This window comes from Pseudomonas abietaniphila (genome assembly GCF_039697315.1).
In the GTDB taxonomy this organism is placed as follows: Bacteria; Pseudomonadota; Gammaproteobacteria; order Pseudomonadales; family Pseudomonadaceae; genus Aquipseudomonas; species Aquipseudomonas abietaniphila_B.
The window spans coordinates 2,242,364-2,261,810 of record NZ_CP155619.1; the positions used below are offsets into that span (position 1 = coordinate 2,242,364).

The 19,447-nt window shown below is 59.3% G+C and carries 17 protein-coding genes, 1 tRNA gene and 1 pseudogene; 12 read left to right on the top strand and 7 right to left on the bottom strand.

The genetic code is table 11. The features are described from left to right. Positions 1-1,262: 1,262 nt before the first annotated feature. On the bottom strand, positions 1,263-1,967 hold the full coding sequence (locus tag ABDX87_RS09975; RefSeq protein WP_346832715.1) for a glutathione S-transferase family protein: 705 nt from the start codon (positions 1,965-1,967) through the stop codon (positions 1,263-1,265). A gap of 152 nt (positions 1,968-2,119) precedes the next feature. Here ABDX87_RS09975 and ABDX87_RS09980 point away from each other — a divergent pair, with 152 nt between their 5' ends. Together ABDX87_RS09980 and ABDX87_RS09985 are read left to right on the top strand one after the other, a co-directional pair. Continuing rightward, positions 2,120-2,761: a TetR/AcrR family transcriptional regulator gene (locus tag ABDX87_RS09980; protein ID WP_346832716.1), complete on the top strand. Its 642-nt coding sequence runs from the start codon at positions 2,120-2,122 to the stop codon at positions 2,759-2,761. Further along, positions 2,758-3,468, top strand: coding sequence for a glutathione binding-like protein (locus ABDX87_RS09985; RefSeq protein WP_346832717.1), 711 nt, complete (start codon positions 2,758-2,760; stop codon positions 3,466-3,468). Before ABDX87_RS09980 ends, ABDX87_RS09985 begins: the two co-directional genes overlap by 4 nt. A 65-nt stretch (positions 3,469-3,533) precedes the next feature. Here ABDX87_RS09985 and ABDX87_RS09990 read toward each other — a convergent pair whose 3' ends face one another. Then, positions 3,534-4,190 (bottom strand): class I SAM-dependent methyltransferase, encoded by a 657-nt coding sequence (locus ABDX87_RS09990; protein WP_346832718.1) that lies wholly within the window; start codon positions 4,188-4,190, stop codon positions 3,534-3,536. A gap of 117 nt (positions 4,191-4,307) precedes the next feature. Next, on the bottom strand, positions 4,308-6,365 hold the full coding sequence (locus tag ABDX87_RS09995; protein ID WP_346832719.1) for a methyl-accepting chemotaxis protein: 2,058 nt from the start codon (positions 6,363-6,365) through the stop codon (positions 4,308-4,310). A gap of 454 nt (positions 6,366-6,819) precedes the next feature. Here ABDX87_RS09995 and ABDX87_RS10000 point away from each other — a divergent pair. From ABDX87_RS10000 to ABDX87_RS10015, 4 genes are all read left to right on the top strand, one after another. Continuing rightward, positions 6,820-6,896, top strand: a tRNA-Met gene (locus ABDX87_RS10000). A gap of 136 nt (positions 6,897-7,032) precedes the next feature. Then, entirely contained in the window at positions 7,033-7,380 is a 348-nt protein-coding gene (locus ABDX87_RS10005) for a bacteriocin (RefSeq protein ID WP_346832720.1), read from the top strand. A gap of 71 nt (positions 7,381-7,451) precedes the next feature. Continuing rightward, complete coding sequence (locus ABDX87_RS10010) at positions 7,452-8,156, top strand: hypothetical protein (protein ID WP_346832721.1); 705 nt, start codon at positions 7,452-7,454, stop codon at positions 8,154-8,156. Between the two features lie 349 nt (positions 8,157-8,505). Next, positions 8,506-10,086 carry an aldehyde dehydrogenase (NADP(+)) gene (locus tag ABDX87_RS10015; protein WP_346832722.1) on the top strand — a complete coding sequence of 527 codons (1,581 nt, stop codon included), beginning with the start codon at positions 8,506-8,508 and terminating at the stop codon, positions 10,084-10,086. A 132-nt stretch (positions 10,087-10,218) separates the two neighbouring features. On the opposite strand, the gene ABDX87_RS10020 is transcribed toward ABDX87_RS10015, so the two are convergent. Beyond that, positions 10,219-10,827 carry a flavin reductase family protein gene (locus ABDX87_RS10020; RefSeq protein WP_346832723.1) on the bottom strand — a complete coding sequence of 203 codons (609 nt, stop codon included), beginning with the start codon at positions 10,825-10,827 and terminating at the stop codon, positions 10,219-10,221. Positions 10,828-11,145: 318 nt separating this feature from the next. On the opposite strand from ABDX87_RS10020, the gene aztA reads away from it, so the two are divergent. From aztA to ABDX87_RS10035, 3 genes are read left to right on the top strand one after another with little or no spacing between them, the layout of a single operon-like run. After that, the gene (gene aztA, locus ABDX87_RS10025) at positions 11,146-11,898 is read left to right on the top strand and encodes a zinc ABC transporter ATP-binding protein AztA (RefSeq protein ID WP_346832724.1); all 753 of its coding nucleotides are present in this window, start codon (positions 11,146-11,148) and stop codon (positions 11,896-11,898) included. Continuing rightward, positions 11,895-12,764, top strand: coding sequence for a metal ABC transporter permease (locus ABDX87_RS10030; protein WP_074759293.1), 870 nt, complete (start codon positions 11,895-11,897; stop codon positions 12,762-12,764). The genes aztA and ABDX87_RS10030 overlap by 4 nt, the downstream gene beginning before the upstream one ends. 26 nt (positions 12,765-12,790) lie before the next feature. Continuing rightward, positions 12,791-13,678, top strand: a complete 888-nt coding sequence (locus tag ABDX87_RS10035) for a metal ABC transporter substrate-binding protein (RefSeq protein ID WP_346832725.1) — start codon at positions 12,791-12,793, stop codon at positions 13,676-13,678. Positions 13,679-13,853: 175 nt separating this feature from the next. On the opposite strand, the gene mdeB is transcribed toward ABDX87_RS10035, so the two are convergent. Next, the gene (mdeB, locus tag ABDX87_RS10040; RefSeq protein WP_346832726.1) at positions 13,854-16,559 is read right to left on the bottom strand and encodes an alpha-ketoglutarate dehydrogenase; all 2,706 of its coding nucleotides are present in this window, start codon (positions 16,557-16,559) and stop codon (positions 13,854-13,856) included. A 122-nt stretch (positions 16,560-16,681) separates the two neighbouring features. On the opposite strand from mdeB, the gene ABDX87_RS10045 reads away from it, so the two are divergent. Next, positions 16,682-17,143 carry an Lrp/AsnC family transcriptional regulator gene (locus ABDX87_RS10045; protein ID WP_346832727.1) on the top strand — a complete coding sequence of 154 codons (462 nt, stop codon included), beginning with the start codon at positions 16,682-16,684 and terminating at the stop codon, positions 17,141-17,143. A gap of 82 nt (positions 17,144-17,225) precedes the next feature. Continuing rightward, entirely contained in the window at positions 17,226-17,876 is a 651-nt protein-coding gene (locus ABDX87_RS10050) for an HD domain-containing protein (RefSeq protein ID WP_346832728.1), read from the top strand. Positions 17,877-17,905: 29 nt separating this feature from the next. Here ABDX87_RS10050 and ABDX87_RS10055 read toward each other — a convergent pair whose 3' ends face one another. Together ABDX87_RS10055 and ABDX87_RS10060 are read right to left on the bottom strand one after the other, a co-directional pair. Continuing rightward, positions 17,906-18,187, bottom strand: coding sequence for a BrnA antitoxin family protein (locus tag ABDX87_RS10055; protein WP_346832729.1), 282 nt, complete (start codon positions 18,185-18,187; stop codon positions 17,906-17,908). Further along, entirely contained in the window at positions 18,147-18,419 is a 273-nt protein-coding gene (locus tag ABDX87_RS10060; RefSeq protein ID WP_346832730.1) for a BrnT family toxin, read from the bottom strand. The genes ABDX87_RS10055 and ABDX87_RS10060 overlap by 41 nt, the downstream gene beginning before the upstream one ends. 220 nt (positions 18,420-18,639) lie before the next feature. On the opposite strand from ABDX87_RS10060, the pseudogene ABDX87_RS29180 reads away from it, so the two are divergent. Then, positions 18,640-19,422, top strand: a pseudogene (locus ABDX87_RS29180) (MCP four helix bundle domain-containing protein); the annotation flags it as partial. Between the last annotated feature and the right edge of the window lie 25 nt (positions 19,423-19,447).

Here is a 19,447-nt window from a genome sequence, read left to right on the forward strand (position 1 = left end):
CGCCTACCCCCGCCCTCAGCTCTGAAAGCCTCCTTCCGGTTACGGAAATGGATTGGCTGTCGCTATCACAAAACGCGTCTGCAACCCTCGACTTCAGGAGATGGCTTGCTGACGAATGCAGTGCTTCATTCAACATGGATGCAAATGAAAGACCGCAGCTGACGAATGCAGTGTTTCGTTCAATATGGATGCAACCGAAAGACCGCATTCGCGGCCGTCGTAACCTCCGACTGCTCCTACACGGGATTTCATCTGTCCTGCAGAATTGCATCGGGGCTAACGGCAAACCCACGATCGTTCATCACTGACCGCCCACAAAACGTGTCTGCAACCCGGACCTGTGGGAGTTAGCTTGCTGGCGAATGCAGTGTTTCATTCAACATGGATGCAACCGAAAGACCGCAGCTGACGAATGCAGTGTGATCCAATTGAAAGACCGCATTCGCGGCCGCCGTAACCTCCGACTGCTCCTACACGGGATTTCATCTGTCCTGCAGAATTGCAGCGGGGCTACCGGTAAACCCACATTGATTGTTCATCACTGACCGGTCACAAAACGTGTCTGCAACCCGGACCTGTGGGAGTTAGCTTGCTGACGAATGCAGTGTTTCATTCAACATGGATGCAACTGAAAAACCGCATTCGCGGCCGCCGTAACCTCCGACTGCTCCTACACGGGATTTCATCTGTCCTGCAGAATTGCAGCGGGGCTACCGGTAAACCCACATTGATTGTTCATCACTGACCGGTCACAAAACGTGTCTGCAACCCGGACCTGTGGGAGTTAGCTTGCTGACGAATGCAGTGTTTCGTTCAATATGGATGCAACCGAAAGACCGCATTCGCGGCCGTCGTAACCTCCGACTGCTCCTACACGGGATTTCATCTGTCCTGCAGAATTGCATCGGGGATAACGGCAAACCCACATTGTTTGTTCATCACTGACCGCCCACAAAACGTGGCTGCAACCCGCACCTGTGGGAGTTAGCTTGCTGACGAATGCAGTGTGTCGTTCGACATGGATGCAACTGAAAGACCGCATTCGCGGCCGTCGTAACCTCCGACTGCTCCTACACGGGATTTCATCTGTCCTGCAGAATTGCATCAGGGCTAACGGCAAACACACATTGATTGTGCCCACGTTCTGCGTGGTGACAATCATCAGAAGCGTCGTCTGGCTCTCTAGATAACGCATGTTAAAAAGCCCCGCTTCGGGGGCTTTTTATTGGGCGATCGCTTTTCAACCCGCGATCAGAAACCCATCAATCCGCCTTCGGATAATTCGAGGGAAACAACGCGCGCTTCGCCTGTTCATCCATGTCCTTCTTGAACGCGTGATCCTTGCCTACGTCTTTTGCGCGAGAAGCCGCTGGACGGGCGTTTACGTTCTGGAACCAGCGCTTGAGGTTTGGGTAGTCCGCCAGCGCGTCCTCGGCGCCTTTCATCACGCGAGGTGCGCGGATCAGCCAACCCCAGGTGGAAATGTCGGCGAGGGTGTATTCGTTTCCGACGATGTAGTCGCGCCCCGCCAGGTGCTGGTCAAGGACCTCATAGTGGCGCTCGATTTCGCGGCGATAGCGGTTCACCGCGTAATCGTTGCCTTCTGGCGCGGCGTATTGGAAATGCACCGCCTGCCCCGAAAAGGGCCCGAGACCCGAAGCAATGAAGAATAGCCAAGAGAGCAGTTCAGGCTTGTCTTCGGCCGCGCCCATGAACTGGCCGGTTTTCTCACCCAGGTACAGCAGGATGGCGCTGGAGTCGAACACCCGAACTTCCTTTCCACCAGGTCCTTCGGTGTCGACGATCGCTGGCACTTTCCCGTTGGGGTTGATCGCGCGGAACGCTGGCAAGTGCTGCTCGCCCTTGCTGGTGTCCACCGGGACCAATTCGTAGTCCAGGCCAGACTCTTCGAGAAACAGCGCGACCTTGGCCGGATTGGGTGTCGGGTGGAAGTAGAAACGGATCATGGCGTTCATCTCTTGTGGGTTGAGTCGTGATCGAAATGCTGAAAGCGCACAGCGTCCGAAAAGCACGGTTGCGTTTTAGAACGAATGATCTAGATTAGGCGAACTGTGGAACACGGCGCAACGGCAAGATGGGCGCCGAAGGGAAAATGACGATGGCAAGACCAAGAGAATTCGACGAAGCGAATGTGCTCGACGCCGCGATCCAGTGCTTCTGGAAGAAGGGTTTCGAGGCGACGTCCATGCGCGACCTCATCGATTGCATGGGGATCACCGGTGCCAGCCTGTACAACGCTTTTGGCGACAAGCGCGCTCTGTACTGCAAGGCACTGGCGCACTATCTGGAAAGCAGTTTTGGCGAGCGTGTCATGCGCCTTGAGAGCACCTTGGCGCCGCGTCAGGCCATCGAGATGTTTTTCGTGGAGATCATTGACCGCTCAATGAACGACACTCAACGCCGAGGCTGCATGATGGTGAATTCGGCGCTTGAAGCGGCGCCGCACGACCCGGATGCGCAAGCGATCGTGGATGACTTCCTCGCGCGGGCCGAGCACTTTTTTCTGCGCTGCGTAGAGGCCGGTCAATGTGACGGCACGATTTCCTGCTCACAACCTGCCGAAGACCTCTCACGTTTGCTGCTTGGCGTGCTGCTGGGCATTCGCGTACTCGCCCGCGCCAAACCGCAACGCGCCTTGCTGGAGAGCGTACTGCGCCCCGCACTCGCGCTGCTGGAGTGTGGCGGGCATCAAGGTAACTCCGCCCCCATTCACCCTCTCAGTGTGGAATCGCAACGATGATCGAGCTCTATTACTGGCCCACGCCCAATGGTCACAAGATCACCTTGTTTCTGGAAGAGGCCGGCCTGGACTATCGGATTCACCCTGTAGATATCAGCGCTGGCGACCAGTTTCAGCCCGCATTTCTGGCCTTCTCGCCGAACAACCGTATGCCCGCGATTATCGACACAGCGCCCGCCGACGGTGGAGAACCGATCACAGTTTTCGAGTCCGGCGCGATTCTGTTGTACCTGGCGGAAAAGACCGGCCAGTTTCTGCCCTCCGATGTGCGCGGCAAGAACACGGTGACCGAATGGCTGATGTGGCAAATGGGCGGACTTGGCCCGATGGCGGGTCAGAATCATCACTTTGGCGTGTACGCGCCGGAGAAAATCCCGTACGCGATCAACCGCTACGTGAACGAAACCAATCGCCTGTACGGCGTGCTGGACCGCAGGTTGCAAGGCCGTACTTTCGTCGCCGGAGAAGACTACTCGGTCGCTGATATGGCGATCTATCCCTGGGTTTACCCATGGCAGCGCCAGCAGCAAAACCTGGATGACTTTCCGAATCTGAAGCGCTGGTTCCATGCAGTACAAGCGCGCCCGGCGACGATTCGCGCCTACGCCAAGGGCGAAGCACTGTCACAGAACCGTGCGACGGTCACGGAGGAAGGCAAGAAAATACTGTTTGGCCAGACGTCAGCAAGCGGGCCAAAAAAAGGCTGAACACAGCCATGCCACTGTCAGCGCTCCTCCGCCAAAACGGCGAGCGCTGACAGATCGTATCGACGTCAGATGATCGGCTGAGCCGCGCGGAAAAGCAGCACGCGCCCTTCCCGCTTGAGCGTCACGTCCCGGAAATGCTGACGCAGATGCCCTTCGAAACCGAGCTGGGTGTCCTGACGATTTCCGAAGATGCCCTTCTTGTTGTAGACGTCCATCAGCTTGCGCCCAAAGCCGTTGTGACCCGCCTCGTCACCCAGAATCGTCGCCCCGAACAGTACGCCGCCCGGTTGCAGATTGTGCTTGAGGTTGCCGAAGATCGCCGCCTTGGCGTCCAGCGGACCTGGCAGACAGTGCAGCAGATAGAACAGTGAAATCGAATCGAAACGCTCGCCACCCGGAATAGGCGTCATGACATCGTGCTGGAGGGTGCGGGTGTTGGGCCGGGCGATTCTGCGCCTGGCCGCTTCAAGACTGCTGGGGTTGAGGTCAAGCAAGGTGACCTGAGTGTCCGCAGGCAACTGCGCTTTGGCCAGGTAGTAACCCGTGCCCACGCCGATATCCAGATGCCGGGCGCGAACGTTCGCGCGAAAGAACGGCAGAAGAACCTCATCGGTGGGGCAACGCCACGCATAGCGATTGGAAATGCCCAAGACCCACGCGTCATACAGGGCCAGCGTCAAAGGGGAATAAACCGCCGCACCCGCGGCACTGCTTTCGGTCATGGGAGACGCCTTGGAGACAAGAGAAACGGACGGAGAAGACGACGCCCGTTATACGTCGTCCCTCTTTCGGGTTTCAAGTCATTCCAAGGTATGAGCGCCGCCTCGCGACCTTGCGGTTCAGCCCAGCTGAAATCTCGACGTGTTATCGCTCAACGCCCGGCTGCCTCTGCTCAGCGTATCGGCCGCGTGGTTCACCGCCCGTGCGCCATCGAGCAACCGCCCCGCCGCCTGATCCACTTGCTGGATATTGCCGCTGACTTCGTCCGCTGTGGCGGCTTGCTCCTCCACCGCTGTGGCGATCTGCGCCAGCGTGTCCGTGACGATCTGCACGGCGCTGGCGATCTCCCCCAGACGTTCGCCAAGGCCGGTGACCGACTGTGCATCGGTGACCGCCTGACCACAGGCAGCTTCCATCAGCGTGACGGCCTGGCTCACGGTGGCGCGCAGGCTGTCGACCGTACCGGCGATCTGCGCGGTGGACGCCTGCGTGCGTTGCGACAGGCTGCGCACTTCATCGGCCACCACAGCAAACCCTCGTCCCTGCTCGCCCGCGCGTGCCGCTTCGATGGCGGCATTGAGCGCCAGCAGGTTGGTCTGCTCGGCGATGCCACGAATGGTGTCGACCACCGACTGAATCTGTTGCCCTTGCTCGCTGACTTTGCCCAGCGCGTTGGCCGTGTCGGTCAATCGTTGATTGAGCTGCTGGATACTGGCCGTGGTGCGCTGACTGTCCCGGCTGCTCTCTTCGGCAATCTGGCGCGTGTGCTGGGCGCTGCCGGACGCTTCTTCGCAGCTCTTCGCAACGCCAAGAGAGGTCGCCGCCAACTGGGTGGCGGCCGCTGCTATCTGACTGATCTGCTGCTGTTGATCTTCAACTTCATTGAGCGTGCTGCCGGACTGCGAATTGAGCGTCAGGACGGCTGAGCCGAGCTGCTGGGTTTCATGGTTGACCCCCAGCAGGCTGGTGCGCAATTGCACGACCGCAACGTTGAGGGCAGTGCTGATCGCCGCGAGCTCATCGCGGCCTTCCACCGCCACCTGGACACACAGATTGCCGTCACGCAGCGACTCGGCCAGCGTCGTGATGCCTTTGGCGCTGCGGTGAATCGAAGCCTGCAGGCACATGAAGAGGTAAAGCGCGGCCAGGGCCAGAATGCTGAACGTCGCGGCCACCGGGACAAACTGTTTGATCGCGCTGTCATGGTAGTAATCCAGGCGACTGTCCAGCGACGTGAGCGATTGATTGCGCAGCGCAGCCAATGCGTCAAGCATGCTGTCGACGCTGCGCTCGAACGCTGCCGTGTCCAGTTTGATCGCGCCGCCGAACACGCCCTCATCCAGGACTTTCAGCTCACCATCCAAGCGCTGAAGGCTGTCGTTGTAGCGGCCCGTCCAGATTTCCATGCCGGGGTACGACTTGGCTTGCAACGACGCGGCGGCTTTGACCAATTGATCGCGAGCATCGCCAATACGGCTGCGCAGGTCGCGCATCTGCAGACGACTCTGAAGGCTGAACTGACCTGACGCTACCGAGGACTGTCCCACGCTCGCCATACGCCCTACACGCTCGATCAGATCCGGCGCCTGCTGTGTGGAAACCTGCATCAGCAGATAGGTCTCGAGCCAGGGGTCAAGAATCAGCCCGGTGTCCATGGCGATCTGTTCGCGCAGGCTTTGCAAGGCGGTCAGCGCCGAGGTGAAACGGTCGTAGCCATCCGGCCACCAGCCAACGGTGCGCAACGCCTCGGAATCCATGCCTTTGACAGTGGCTTGAAGCGCCTGGAAACGCGCCATGATGTCGGCACTGGCGTTTTGCGCCTTGAGCTCATCGCCAAGCGCCGAAAGGGTCTGACCCAGTACCGGGTTGGCAGCGTCCAGCGCAGCCATGGCTGCCTTCGCCGCAGGCGTAGGATCGTGAAGAATGTCTGCCGCCTTCCAGCGAGCTGCGCGGTTGCGTTGGGCGGTCAGCTGGGCATCCAGCGCATCCAGCGCCAGCAACTGACGAACCCCGGACTGCTCATCGGAAATCACCGCCAGTTTGCTGCGGTAATCCTGTCCGATCATCCACAGGCTACCGGCCAGCGGCAGGATGAACAGGAAGAACAGCACCTGAAACTTGCGTGCAAATCCAAAACGTCCGAGCAGGCGGATTCCTGGCGACAGAAGACTTTGCATGTCCGACTACTCCTCACGGACAACCCGCCACCGCGACTCGTGACCACGGCAGATGTTGCCTCACATTGTTACCGGCAAAATGCCATGTCTTTGTTTTAAAAACGACAACCGCCCGTCTCCTGTGTCGAAAACGCGTGCAGTCATTATCGGATTGGCGAAGCAGGGCGCGACAGAACAAGCACCGCAGAGCGCACATACGGCAGGCTCAAGCAAGAAACGGACCGATAGCATGAAGCCATCTAAACGGGCACATGAACGAAGACGGTGCAGAGCGGGTGCACACAAGTGGGGCAAAACCACTCAGCACGCCCGGGAAAATTGTCACCTCGGTGACGGGCATCACCTTTTTGTCGGGGATTTCAGAGGGAAAATCCTAACCAATTGATCACACGCATAAATTTTTTATCGAGACGCTTGACACATCCTCGATCTGAGCGAATAATGCGCGCCACTTGGCTACATAGCTCAGTTGGTTAGAGCATAGCATTCATAATGCTGGGGTCCGGGGTTCAAGTCCCTGTGTAGCCACCAAGTACCTCAACAAAGCCCGCCTCGTGCGGGCTTTGTTGTTTCTGGCGTTCCGGTTATCGAAGCACTGACTGGCCGGGCGACCCGCTTCATCAACGACATCACTTCATAGCGCTGTCCCTTTTCTGAGGTCGAGTTCATGCGATTCACACTTCCTGCACTGGTTCTGGGTCTTCTGGTTTCTCAAGGCGCAATGGCGGGCAGCGGCACTAACGCCGCATTGGGTGGCGGCCTGGGCGGCGCGCTGGGTAACGTCGTCGGTCAACAAATGGGCGGCAGCAATGGCGCAGCTATCGGTGCCGGCCTGGCGGGCGCTGCCGGTGGTGCGGTTGCCGCCAAAAAAGGCCACAAGACTCGCGCAGCCGTAGGCGGCGGACTGGGCGGCGCAGCGGGCTCGGTGATCGGCAACAAGCTGGGCGGCAGCACGGGCAGCACCATCGGCGCGGGCCTGGGTGGCGCTGCGGGTGGTGCTCTGGGCGGTAAATAAATTACCCTCCGTCGCGAAGCGCCAGCGTGCGTTTCGCGATCAAACCCCGTTAATGAAGTAATGGATGTTCAATGTCTGATTCCCATACCGACGTAGCAGCGCCTGCGCTTTCTTCCAAGCAGGCCTACGAAGACGCCATCAATCTTTCGCAGCATGTGCCCCAGGCAAAAACCATCAGCGAAATGGTCCTCGATGCCTTCCAGAGCGCCAAAGAAAGCGATCAGATTCGTGAGCTTCGCGTTGCGATCCGTCAGGCCCATGACCGCTTCGACGATGACCAGGCCTACGAGCTGATGGGGCAACTCAAGCAGCTCAAGGATGCAGAAGCCGCCGACATGGCCGCGCTGGAAGACCTCAGTACGAAATTCCCGATCAGCCGGATTCTGTCCAGCTACAAGGACGACCCCAGCTTCCAGGAGCTGGTCTACAGCCTGGCGCTGAAGGTCCTGAACCAGACGCATCAGGCAGTCAGCAACCCGAGCGGCGGCAAGAGCAAAGCCGCACGTGTGAAGAAAGAAGCCGAGGTGTTCGTCATCAGCAAGGACGGCACCAGCGTCACCCTGCCCTTGCGCACCCCGCGCTCGAAAGCCAACGTCGACCGTGCAGCCTTCGAATTCCTCGGTTTCACCTTCGTGGGTGAAGGCGACGACGCCGAACTGCAAAGCGAAGTCTTTACCGACAAAGACGGCAACGAACAGCCTGCTACCCGTAAAAACATCGTCAGCGCGATCCAGCAGCAAATTGCGTTCGAAGGCTACAGCGCGGTTCAGCAGTAACGACCGACTGCATCTCTGTAGCCTGGTGGCTTGCCGGCGCTGGCGTGATCAAAACTGCCAAAACCGGCAAGTCAGGTGACTTCAGGGCACTCGCCCCTGTCCCGCGAGCACTTCGGCTATGCAGGGATTGATGTACGTCGCGCAATCCCTGATGTTCATCGAACGCGAATATTCTCTTCAACAATCGCGCAATAGGCTAATGTTTATGGCCTTTGTTACCGGTCACATGACTGGCCCTGAAACAGCACTGATCTGCTACAACAGGGCCATCGTCTTTGCGCTGAGTCAGCTACGCGTGCCACAGCGACAGGTCATACCCAGGCTCGTCTTGAATAAGAGGTGTTGAACAATGCAGATTCTTGGTGAAACGATCATCGGTCAACGTGCGGTTCGTGGTCAGGGAGGCGAGGTGTTCGCCCTCGCCGCCGCCACGGGAGAAGAACTGTCACCTACGTTTGGCACCAGCACGCCGGACGATGTGAACGCCGCGTGTGAACTGGCTGAAGCGTCGTTCGATCCCTACCGCCAACTGAGTGATGAACAACGGGCGACCTTCCTCGAAGCCATCGCCCAAGGTCTGCTGGACCTTGGCGATACGCTGACCGAGCGCGTTCACCTTGAAAGCGGCCTGCCAAAACCGCGCCTTGAAGGCGAACGGATGCGTACCGTCAACCAGCTCAAGCTGTTCGCCAGCCTGCTGCGAGACGGTCGTTGGCACGGTGCGGTGGTCGACACCGCTATGCCCGACCGCCAGCCACTGCCGCGCGCCGACCTGCGTCTGCGTCGCATCGGCCTGGGGCCGGTCGCCGTGTTTGGCGCCAGCAACTTTCCCCTGGCGTTTTCGGTGGCGGGCGGCGACACGGCTTCCGCGCTGGCTGCAGGTTGTCCGGTCATCGTCAAGGCGCACCCTGCGCACTTGGGCACTAGCGAACTGGTCGCTCGCGTCATTCAGAAAGCTGCACGGGATACCGGCATGCCCGAAGGTGTGTTTTCCATGCTGATCGACAAGGACATCTCCGTTGGCCAGGCCCTCGTCAGCCATCCGCTGATTTCAGCCGTCGGCTTCACGGGCTCACGCCGTGGCGGTCTTGCGCTGGTCGCGGCCGCTCAAGCGCGTCCGGTGCCGATTCCGGTCTATGCGGAGATGAGCAGCATCAACCCGGTGTTCCTACTGCCGGCCGCGCTGTCTGCGCGTGGCGAAAGCATCGCCAAGGGCTTCGTCGAATCGCTGATCCTGGGCGCGGGTCAGTTCTGCACCAACCCTGGCATCCTGCTGGCGCTGGAAAGCGATGCGCTGGAGACGTTCGTGTCCGCCGCTGCGACCGCTTTGGCTGACAAGACACCGACCACCATGCTGACGCCGAACATTCATGGCGCCTACTGCAATGGCCTCAACAACCTGCACAAGGCATCGGGTGTGACACTGGTGGCAGAAGGTCGCGAACCTGAGGGTTCATTCCAGGCGCGTCCCGCGTTTTTCCGCACCGACTCAGCGACCTTCCTCGCCAATCCAGCCCTGGAAGACGAAAACTTCGGGCCGAGCGCACTGCTGATCGTCTGCAAGGACACGGCCGACCTGCAAAAAGTGGCCGCGAAGTTCGACGGGCAACTGACCGTCACTCTGCATTTCGACGACGGCGATCAGACGATCGCTCAAGCGTTGATGCCGACACTGGAGCGCAAGGCCGGGCGAATTCTGTTCAATGACTTCCCGACGGGCGTCGAAGTGAGCTATTCGATGGTTCACGGCGGCCCGTTCCCGGCGACCTCCGACAGTCGCAGCACCTCAGTCGGCGCCACTGCCATTGACCGCTTCCTGCGGCCTGTCTGCTATCAAAGCGTTCCAGACTCGCTGCTGCCGCCAGCCCTTCAGCACGGCAACCCGTTGAAGACTTGGCGTCTGGTGAACGGTCAGTTGGTCAAAGACTGACCGACCTGCTGAACGGCCACTCACTGTAGCTCCCGTCGGGCACAGTGTTTACCTGTAGGCGTGGGCGTGCTCGCGTCTACAGGTGAATCAATTCACACAAATCGCCTCTTTGCCGGCATCCCGATGGGTTAATCAGTCGTCAACCCGCTCCAGAACCTTGCCGACAACCTCATCACCAATCACCAAGAAATGCCCGCCCGCCACGTGATGCAGCGTGCGCAATTCATCATGCCCCTCGAAATGCCAGTGCCCGTCGGAGAACACACGCTCGTCCGCCCAGGCCGCCACCACCTCGCCGATGAACAGGTCGTACTGAGCCTGGTTGTGCGGCTCCGGCATCAACCGGCACTCCAGCCACGCCGCGCAGCCTTCCAGCAGCGGAGCCTCGACGATCTCCCCGGTAAAGGTCTGCAGACCGTACGCCTTGAACTTGTCGAGGTCCTTTTCCCGAGAGATTTCCAGCCCCGACGTCGAGCCGACCGTTTCGACGACATCGAGTTGACTGATCGTTGGCACGTTAATCACGAAGGTCCCCGAGCCCTCCACCAGTTGCCGGGTCCATACCGACTTATCCATCACCACCGTGACTTTGGGTGGCTGAAAATCCAGCGGCATCGCCCACGCTGCCGCCATGATGTTGCGCTGGCCGTCATGCGCCGCGCTCACGAGAACGGTCGGACCGTGATTGAGCAAGCGATAGCATTTGGCGAGAGGGACAGAACGGCAATGAGCGGCGGTCATGGGGATGATCCTGAAGGGAGGGAATGAAACTGGACAGGAAATTACAGGTTTTGTCGCGATGGGAAAACGTCACCTCGCCCACATTCGCAAACTGTCGCATTCCTGAATCGCTCCAAAATACCCCTTTCCACTCGCCTGAAAATAGTGATGTAATACTATAACAAAACATTTCAGGCCTTTATCCGTGAAATCTGCTCCTCGACTTTCCCCGAATATCGCGACGTCCGCGCTCGCTCAGTCCGCAGGCAAGCGCGTGCTGATTTCACTGATCTTGCTTGCGCTGTTGTGGATCGGCATTGCGTGGGCGGTGGCGATTCCATGAGTGCGGCGATCGATCTGCACGACCTCACGGTCACGTACGAACGCCGTCCGGCGGTGCATCACGTCAGCGGGCGATTCGCTGCAGGTAGCCTCACGGCGATTGTCGGGCCCAACGGTGCGGGCAAGTCGACCTTGATCAAGGCGATTGCGGGCACCTTGAAACCTGCCATGGGACGCGTGGACCGTGGCAGTCTGGCGACTCGACACATCGGCTATCTGCCACAGGCCGCCGAGATTGATCGCAGCTTTCCGTTGAGCGTGGCGGACACCGTGATGATGGGCGCCTGGCGCAGCATCGGTGCGTTTCGTGGCGCCTCGCGCAAGCATGCCGAACAGGCACAGGAAGCGTTGAAAGCGGTCGGCCTGGAAGGCTTCGAAGAGCGCAGCATCAGCTCGTTGTCATCGGGGCAATTTCAACGGGTGTTGTTCGCCCGACTGTTGTTGCAGGACGCGTCGGTGATCCTGCTGGATGAGCCCTTTACGGCCATCGACGCCCGCACCACGCGCGACCTGCTCAAGCTGATCAGCACCTGGCACGGTCAAGGCCGTACCGTGATCGCGGTGCTTCACGACATTGAACAAGTCCGCCAGCATTTCCCCAGCACGTTGCTGCTGGCCCGCGAAACCATCGCGTGGGGCAACACCGCTGACATCCTCCATGCCGACAATTTGCGTCGCGCCAAGAACATGGCCGAGCACTGGAATCCTGACGCGCAAGTGTGTGCAGCCGATCAGGAGGAAATGCTGTGACGCTCTATAGCCTGCTGATTCAGCCCTTCGTCGATTTCGGTTTCATGCGCCGGGCGTTGGTGGCCTGTCTGGCACTGGGTATTGGCTCAGGTCCCGTCGGCGTTCTGTTGATGCTTCGGCGCATGAGTCTGGTGGGCGATGCCATGAGCCATGCGGTTCTGCCCGGCGCAGCGGTGGGCTTCCTGTTCGCCGGGTTGTCGCTGCCGGCGATGGGTTTTGGCGGATTGATTGCCGGGCTTGCCGTCGCGCTGTTGTCTGGCCTGGTGAGTCGTTTCACCACCCTGCGCGAGGACGCCAGTTTCGCCAGTTTCTACCTGACGTCGCTTGCAGCCGGCGTGTTGATCGTCTCGCTTCACGGTTCCAACGTGGACCTGCTGCACGTGCTGTTCGGCACCATTCTGGCCATCGATGATCAGGCCATCTTCATGGTCGGCGCCATTGCTTCGTTCACGCTGATCCTGCTCGCACTGATCTACCGCCCACTGATCCTGGAATGCTTCGATCCCGGTTTTCTGCGGGCAGTCGGCGGTCGCGGATCGCTGTATCACGTGCTGTTTCTGCTGCTCGTGGTGCTTAATCTCGTGGCGGGCTTCCAGGCACTTGGCACGCTGATGGCCGTCGGCATGATGATGCTGCCGGCGACCGTTGCGCGTTTCTGGTCGAGTTCGCTGACCGGCATGATCGTGATTTCCACCGTCGTCGCAACGCTGTCGGGCTTTATCGGCCTGATCGTTTCCTACCACGCCAGCGTGGCGTCGGGTCCTGCCATCGTCCTGACCGCCAGCGCCTTCTACTTGTTCTCACTGTTCTTTGGACGCAGCGGTTTTCTGCGCCGTCTGTTCCCGAGGGTTCACCTGTCCGGCTGATCGTTCTCTCATCGCAAGGAAATCACATGAAACGTTTGACGCTTCTGACCGCCGCACTGGCGTTGTCGGGCCTGGCTGACTTCGCCCAGGCAAAAAACCTGGAAACCGTCGCATCCTTCACGGTCATCGCCGACATGGTGCACAACGTGGGCGGCGATCACGTCCACGTCACCTCGCTGATCGGGCCCAATGGCGATCCACACGTCTATGAACCGACGCCCAACGACGCGCAGGCACTGAAGAAAGCTGACGTTGTGTTTGTCAGCGGTCTGCACCTGGAAGGCTGGCTGGATCGACTGATCACGGCGTCCGGGTACAAGGGCGAGCCGGTGGTGCTGTCCAACGGCATCATGACCCGCAGCATGGAAGAAGACGGCGAGAAGATCACCGACCCACATGCCTGGAACAGCGCAGTAAACGGCATCGTGTACGTCAGAAATATCATCAAGGCACTGCAGAAAGCCGACCCGGACAATGCGGCTGACTACAAGGCAAATGGCGACAAGTACATCGCGCAATTGCAGGACATGGACGCCTATGCGCGCGCGCAGATTAGCGCGATCCCGGTCGCGCAACGCAAGGTGCTGACCTCTCACGATGCCTTTGGCTATTTCGGTGATGCCTATGGCGTGACCTTCCTGTCGCCGCTGGGTTTTTCGACGGAAACCGAAGCGTCAGCCGCTGATGTCGGCAAGTTGATCACCCAGATCAAGCAGGAGCATGTCAGCGCTTACTTCTTCGAGAACTCCGGCGACCCGCGCCTGGTGCAGCAGATCGCCAAGGCCAGCGGCGCGCACCCGGGCGGTGAACTGTATGTGGAGTCGTTGTCACCCGCCGACGGTCCGGCTGCCACCTACGTGAAGATGTTTCGCTACAACGTGGACAAGATGACGGCGGCGATGAGAGGCCAGTAATGACCGGGATGATCGGTGCATCACTGAACCGAAATGATCATCCCTGTCTGTCACGGCGCAATCTTTGACGGTGGGAGCGAATTCATTCGCGAGGCGGCGGCGCAGCCGATAAAGCTGTGTCGGCCGAACTATGTTTCGCGAATGAATTCGCTCCCACAGGTTGTTCCGCGCAAAGTCAGCACGTCCAGGACGCTTCGCTGTCAGCCTCAATCCCATATTTCTCGATCACTTGAGCGGCGACATCCGCCGCCAATGTCCCCTCCTCCACCAACGCGGTCACCGCCGCGAGGACAATGTGATACCGGTCGACTTCGAAGAAACCCCGCAGCCGCGCACGGGTGTCGCTGCGGCCAAAACCATCGGTGCCCAATACCGTGTAATCACTCGTTACGTAAGACCCGATCAATTGCGGCAGCGCTCGCACATAGTCAGAAGCGGCAATCACAGGCGCGCCTTTGGGCAGACACTCGTCCAGATGGCTGACGCGCTTTTCGTCACGGGGATGCAGCCGGTTCCAGCGCTCGACGTCACGTGACGCTCGCGCCAGCTCGGTAAAGCTGGTGACGCTCCAGATTTCGCTGTCGATCTGCCACTCCTGCGCCAGCAATTCAGCGGCTGCAATCACCTCACGCAGAATCGTACCCGAGCCCATCAAGCGCACCTTGCCTCTGGCGTCGGCGGCCATCTGGTCACCGAAACGGTACATGCCGCGAATGATCGACGACTCAACCCCCTCCACAAGTGAAGGCTGAGCGTAGTTTTCGTTCATCAGCGTGACGTAGTAGAACTCATCGACATCGTGCTCCAGCATCTGGCGCATGCCGTGATCGAGGATGACCGCAAACTCGCTGGCGAACGCAGGGTCATAGGCACGGCAATTCGGCACGGTGGACGCCATCAGGTGACTGGAGCCGTCCTGATGCTGCAAGCCCTCACCGCCCAGCGTGGTTCGCCCTGCCGTGGCGCCCAGCAAGAATCCACGCGCGCGCTGATCGGCCGCGGCCCAGATCAGGTCGCCGACACGCTGAAAGCCGAACATCGAGTAGTAGATATAAAACGGCAGCATGCGCAGGCCATGCGCGGAGTAACTGGTGGCCGCCGCCACCCACGAACTGATCGCCCCGGCCTCACTGATGCCCTCTTCCAGAATCTGGCCGTTGGTGGCCTCGCGATAACTCAAAATCGACCCGATGTCCTCGGGTTCGTAACGCTGGCCGACGCTGGAATAAATCCCGATCTGCTTGAACAGATTCGCCATGCCGAATGTGCGCGCCTCGTCCGCCACGATGGGCACCACACGCGGGCCAAGCTGTTTGTCCTTGAGCAGGTTGCCGAGCATCCGCACGAAGGCCATGGTGGTCGACATCTCCTTGCCGTCCGCCTGGGTAGCGAAGCTGGCCCAAGATTCCCGCGCCGGCACTGCGAGGCCGGACGCGACGCTGCTGCGGCTTGGCATCGACCCGCCCAAGGCCTGACGACGCTGTTGCAGGTAACGCATTTCTGCGCTGTGGGCCTCGGGCTTGAGGAAGCTCAACTGCTCGGTCTGATCGTCGCTCAACGGCAAATTAAAGCGGTTGCGGAAGTTGATCAGCGCCTCGCGATCCAGTTTTTTCTGCTGGTGCGTCGTCATCTTGCCTTGTCCGGCTTCACCCATGCCGAAACCCTTTTTGGTCTGCGCAAGGATCACGGTAGGACGGCCTTTGTGCCGAGTGGCCGCGTCATACGCCGCAAAGATTTTCACCAAATCATGGCCGCCACGCTTGAGCCGATCGATCTGCTGATCAGTCAAGCCTTCGGCCAGTGCGCGCAGTGCCTCGTTCTGACCGAAGAAATGCTCGCGGTTGTACCCACCGTCCTTGGCCGCGAAGGTCTGGAACTGACCGTCAACGGTCTGCGACAGCGCGCGAACCAGCGACCCGTCGTGATCACGGGCAAACAAGGCGTCCCAGTCAGAACCCCAGACCAGCTTGATCACGTTCCAGCCCGCCCCGCTGAATAACGCCTCCAGCTCGTCAATGATCCGACCGTTGCCCCGCACCGGCCCGTCCAGGCGTTGCAGGTTGCAGTTGACCACCCACGTCAGATTGTCGAGCCCTTCACGGGCTGCCAGCGTCAGCGCCGACATGCTTTCCGGCTCATCCATCTCACCGTCGCCGAACACGCCCCAGACATGCCGGGTCGAGGTGTCCTGCAATCCGCGGTGCTGCAGATAGCGCATGAACCGCGCCTGATAAATCGAGCTGATGGGGCCAATGCCCATGGAGCCGGTCGGGAACTGCCAGAAGTCGGACATCAACCAAGGGTGTGGATAACTTGAGAGCCCGCGAGCACCCGACTTGAGTGCCCCGATCTCCTGCCGGTAATGCGCCAGATCCTCTTCACTCAAGCGCCCTTCGAGAAACGCCCGCGCATAGATACCCGGCGCCGAATGCGGCTGATAAAACACCAGATCGCCGCCATGGTGGTCGCCCTTGGCACGGAAGAAATGGTTGAAGCCCACTTCGAACAAATCCGCAGCGCTGGCGTAGCTGGCGATGTGTCCGCCCAGTTCGCCGTAAGCCTGGTTGGCGCGCACGACCATGGCCAGAGCGTTCCAGCGCATCAACGACGCCAGACGCTCCTCAATGGCCAGGTCCCCCGGAAACGCCGGTTGCTGAGCCACGCCAATCGTATTGATGTACGGCGTCCCAAGCGCAGGTTGCCAGCCGATTCTCGGATCACGCGCCAATTGCGCCAACCTGTCGAGAATCTCACGCGCGCGCTCAGCGCCGGCGTTATCCACAAGCGACATTAGCGCTTCCTGCCACTCGGTCATTTCCAACTGATCGTGATGGCTTCGCGCGGCCACGGCCGCGGGAACACTGGAATCGAAATGGCTCATAGACACCTCCGGTTAAGTACGGAAAAGTCTATGCTTCGGCGTGCAGATTTAATGACCGATCTACACGATCTTCGCCCCGTCTAACGGCATAAAACGCTCCAAAAAAGGCAGATTGAAGCACGATGAACTTCGACAGCATTGACCTGAAAATCCTCCGCGAGCTGCAACGAGACAGCAGTCTTTCGAACGTTGAGCTCGCCAAGCGCGTGCACCTTTCACCTTCACCGTGCCTGGCACGCGTCAAAGCGCTAGAAGTCTCCGGCTGCATTCGCGAATACGTAGCGCTGCTGGCGCCCGAACACCTCGGGCTGCGGCTGAACGTGTTCATTTCCATCAGCCTGAAGGAACAAAGCCGCGAAGCGCTGCAGAATTTCGAGCGACGGGTGTGCGAGTGCGAAGAAGTGATGGAGTGCTACCTGATGACCGGCGACGCCGACTATCTGCTGCGCGTGGTGATGGCGGACATGCAGGCGCTTGAACATTTCATCATCGAACGCCTGTCACCGATGCCGGAAGTGGAGAAGATCCGCTCCAGCCTTTCGCTTAAACAGGTGCGCTACAAGACTGCGCTGCCGTTGCGTTGACGAACCCAGGACGGGGATGATAGGTCAATGCTTGTATGCTGGCGCACCCGATAGCAGCCAGCATTGATGAAAAGGAACCTCGATGACCGCTCTCTCCTTCGCGCCGTTTCAAGACCTCGCAGACAAACTGATCCCCCACACCGTAGCCGAAAAAGTCGATGGCTCCCACGACGTCTCGCACCTGCACCGGGTCTGGAGCAACGTCTGCGCGATTCGCGACAAGGAAGGCGGTGATCATCAAGTGCTGCTGGCCGCAACCCTGCTGCATGACTGCGTCGCTGTGGAGAAGAACTCGCCTTTCCGCTCCAGTGCGTCACGCCTTGCGGCAGCAAAAGCCGCCGAATTGCTCGCGCAGATGGGCTGGGACGAAGAACGCACGCAAGCGGTCGCCCACGCTATTGAGTGCCACAGCTTTTCGGCGAATATCACGCCCAACTCTCTGGAGGCCAGAATCCTTCAGGACGCCGACCGTCTTGATGCGATCGGCATGGTCGGTGTCGCCCGGTTGTTCTATGTTTCCGGCCGCATGGGCAGCCAGCTCTACGACGCCCACGACCCACAGGCACGGCATCGCGAACTGGACGACAAGCGTTTCGCCGCCGATCACTTCAAGACCAAGATCTTCACCTTGGCTCAGGGCTTTCAGACGGCTACGGGCAAGCAGATGGCGCAAGTAAGGCATGAACGCGCACAGCGGTTTTTGGAAGAGTTCATGAGTGAGATAGGTGCCTGAGCTGCGACCTCACCCAGATGCGATATCGCTTACAGCGGTATCTCTGAAGGTTCATGCGTCTTCAGCCAGTCCAGCAGTGCAGCGTTCATTCGCGTTTGCCAGCCCGGGCCGGAGGCTTTGAATTGCTGAACCACTTCGTGCTCAAGGCGAATCGTGATGCGCTCCCGTACAACTGAAGACTTTGGCCGCCCTCGTTTGACCCGTTGTTCACCCTGATACTCGTCCGCTTGTTCAAAAAACGCGTCTGAAAGTTCGGGAGCGTCGTCCGAATCAACCCAGACGGAGCCGATAGAGGTTTTGTTCACGCTCATTGGCTTTCCTCATAGAAATAATGCGGCGAGCCGCGCCACGCGGTGTCCAGACCAAAACGACGAGACGCTCCATTAGCATCCCGACGGTGATAAAGCGGCGCTCACCATAGTCATGCCGCACATCCTCTGCCGTCAGATGCCTACCCACAAACACAGCATTTGCATCGGCAAAATCAAGACCACGCTCGAGCAGTGTTTTGTCGCGCTTTACGGTGTCGAAGATTATCTGCATCGAATTATTGTATGTACAGAAAATAATCGAACAACCCTATGAACACAGGTTCAGAAAGATCCTACAAACTTAGCTTAAAAGCCCTGAATAGAGCCGCGCGAGATTCCCTGACGCACCGTTCATCGGATCGCCCTCAAAACACAACAAATCTGAAACATTTCTTATTCGATGTCACAAAGACATCACGGAACGTCTCTATAACCGAGTCTCCGGGTATTCGATGGGATTGGTTGCTGTGAAAAGGTTTTTCCGTGGTTTAGTCCGTCCTTCTTCCAGGCCTGCTTTTCTGCGGCGCTTTCGGATTGCTCAGCGGTTGGTGCTGTGTTTTAGCGTGACGGCCCTGTTGCTGGTGGCGCTGGGTGTGTTTTGTCTGCTGCAGATGCAAAACATCCGGGACCAGGGTGAGGCGGTGGAAAGCGGTTCGCTGCCGAGTATTGCCATGGCGGATGCCATTGCCATCGACCTGATCAAGCTGCGCGGGGAAAGTGCGCGTCTGATCGCCAATGCTGATGATCCTGGCGCGGTGGTGACCAGCAAGATCAACATCGAGCAGTTGAAGAACGAGGTCGAGAAAAGCTTCAGCGATTACCTGGCCCATGCCACGGACAGCACCGAACGCGATTCCATCAAGGCACTGCAAGAGGCTTACGCGGCGTTCATGCCAGGGTTGCATGACGAGACAGCCTTGATCGAGCAGCGCAAGCTCGATGATGCGCGCATGCTGCTCAACACCACCTTGAGCATGCAGGGTGACTTGATGGACATGCAGGTTCAGTTGCTCCGTGAACTGAACAAGCAAAGCGCCGCCGCAGCCGTCGATGCAGGCGGCGCGCGTTTTCATCAGACCCGCATCATCGCGGTCAGCGCCATCGTTGTCGCGTTGGTGCTGACGCTGCTGCTGGCCTGGCGCCTGAGCGTGAGCATCATCCGCCCTCTGCGCCAATCTCTGCAGATCGCCAGCACCATTGCCGAAGGCGACCTGAGTCCGCAGCCGATTCCGGAAGGCAAGGACGAAACCGCGCAGCTGT

Bases quoted from the DNA above. Each gene is read 5' to 3' on its own strand.
- ABDX87_RS09975 (WP_346832715.1), bottom strand. From the start codon at position 1,967: ATGATCCGTTTCTACTTCCACCCGACACCCAATCCGGCCAAGGTCGCG.
- ABDX87_RS09980 (WP_346832716.1), top strand. From the start codon at position 2,120: ATGGCAAGACCAAGAGAATTCGACGAAGCGAATGTGCTCGACGCCGCG.
- ABDX87_RS09985 (WP_346832717.1), top strand. From the start codon at position 2,758: ATGATCGAGCTCTATTACTGGCCCACGCCCAATGGTCACAAGATCACC.
- ABDX87_RS09990 (WP_346832718.1), bottom strand. From the start codon at position 4,190: ATGACCGAAAGCAGTGCCGCGGGTGCGGCGGTTTATTCCCCTTTGACG.
- ABDX87_RS09995 (WP_346832719.1), bottom strand. From the start codon at position 6,365: ATGCAAAGTCTTCTGTCGCCAGGAATCCGCCTGCTCGGACGTTTTGGA.
- ABDX87_RS10005 (WP_346832720.1), top strand. From the start codon at position 7,033: ATGCGATTCACACTTCCTGCACTGGTTCTGGGTCTTCTGGTTTCTCAA.
- ABDX87_RS10010 (WP_346832721.1), top strand. From the start codon at position 7,452: ATGTCTGATTCCCATACCGACGTAGCAGCGCCTGCGCTTTCTTCCAAG.
- ABDX87_RS10015 (WP_346832722.1), top strand. From the start codon at position 8,506: ATGCAGATTCTTGGTGAAACGATCATCGGTCAACGTGCGGTTCGTGGT.
- ABDX87_RS10020 (WP_346832723.1), bottom strand. From the start codon at position 10,827: ATGACCGCCGCTCATTGCCGTTCTGTCCCTCTCGCCAAATGCTATCGC.
- aztA (WP_346832724.1), top strand. From the start codon at position 11,146: ATGAGTGCGGCGATCGATCTGCACGACCTCACGGTCACGTACGAACGC.
- ABDX87_RS10035 (WP_346832725.1), top strand. From the start codon at position 12,791: ATGAAACGTTTGACGCTTCTGACCGCCGCACTGGCGTTGTCGGGCCTG.
- mdeB (WP_346832726.1), bottom strand. From the start codon at position 16,559: ATGAGCCATTTCGATTCCAGTGTTCCCGCGGCCGTGGCCGCGCGAAGC.
- ABDX87_RS10045 (WP_346832727.1), top strand. From the start codon at position 16,682: ATGAACTTCGACAGCATTGACCTGAAAATCCTCCGCGAGCTGCAACGA.
- ABDX87_RS10050 (WP_346832728.1), top strand. From the start codon at position 17,226: ATGACCGCTCTCTCCTTCGCGCCGTTTCAAGACCTCGCAGACAAACTG.
- ABDX87_RS10055 (WP_346832729.1), bottom strand. From the start codon at position 18,187: ATGAGCGTGAACAAAACCTCTATCGGCTCCGTCTGGGTTGATTCGGAC.
- ABDX87_RS10060 (WP_346832730.1), bottom strand. From the start codon at position 18,419: ATGCAGATAATCTTCGACACCGTAAAGCGCGACAAAACACTGCTCGAG.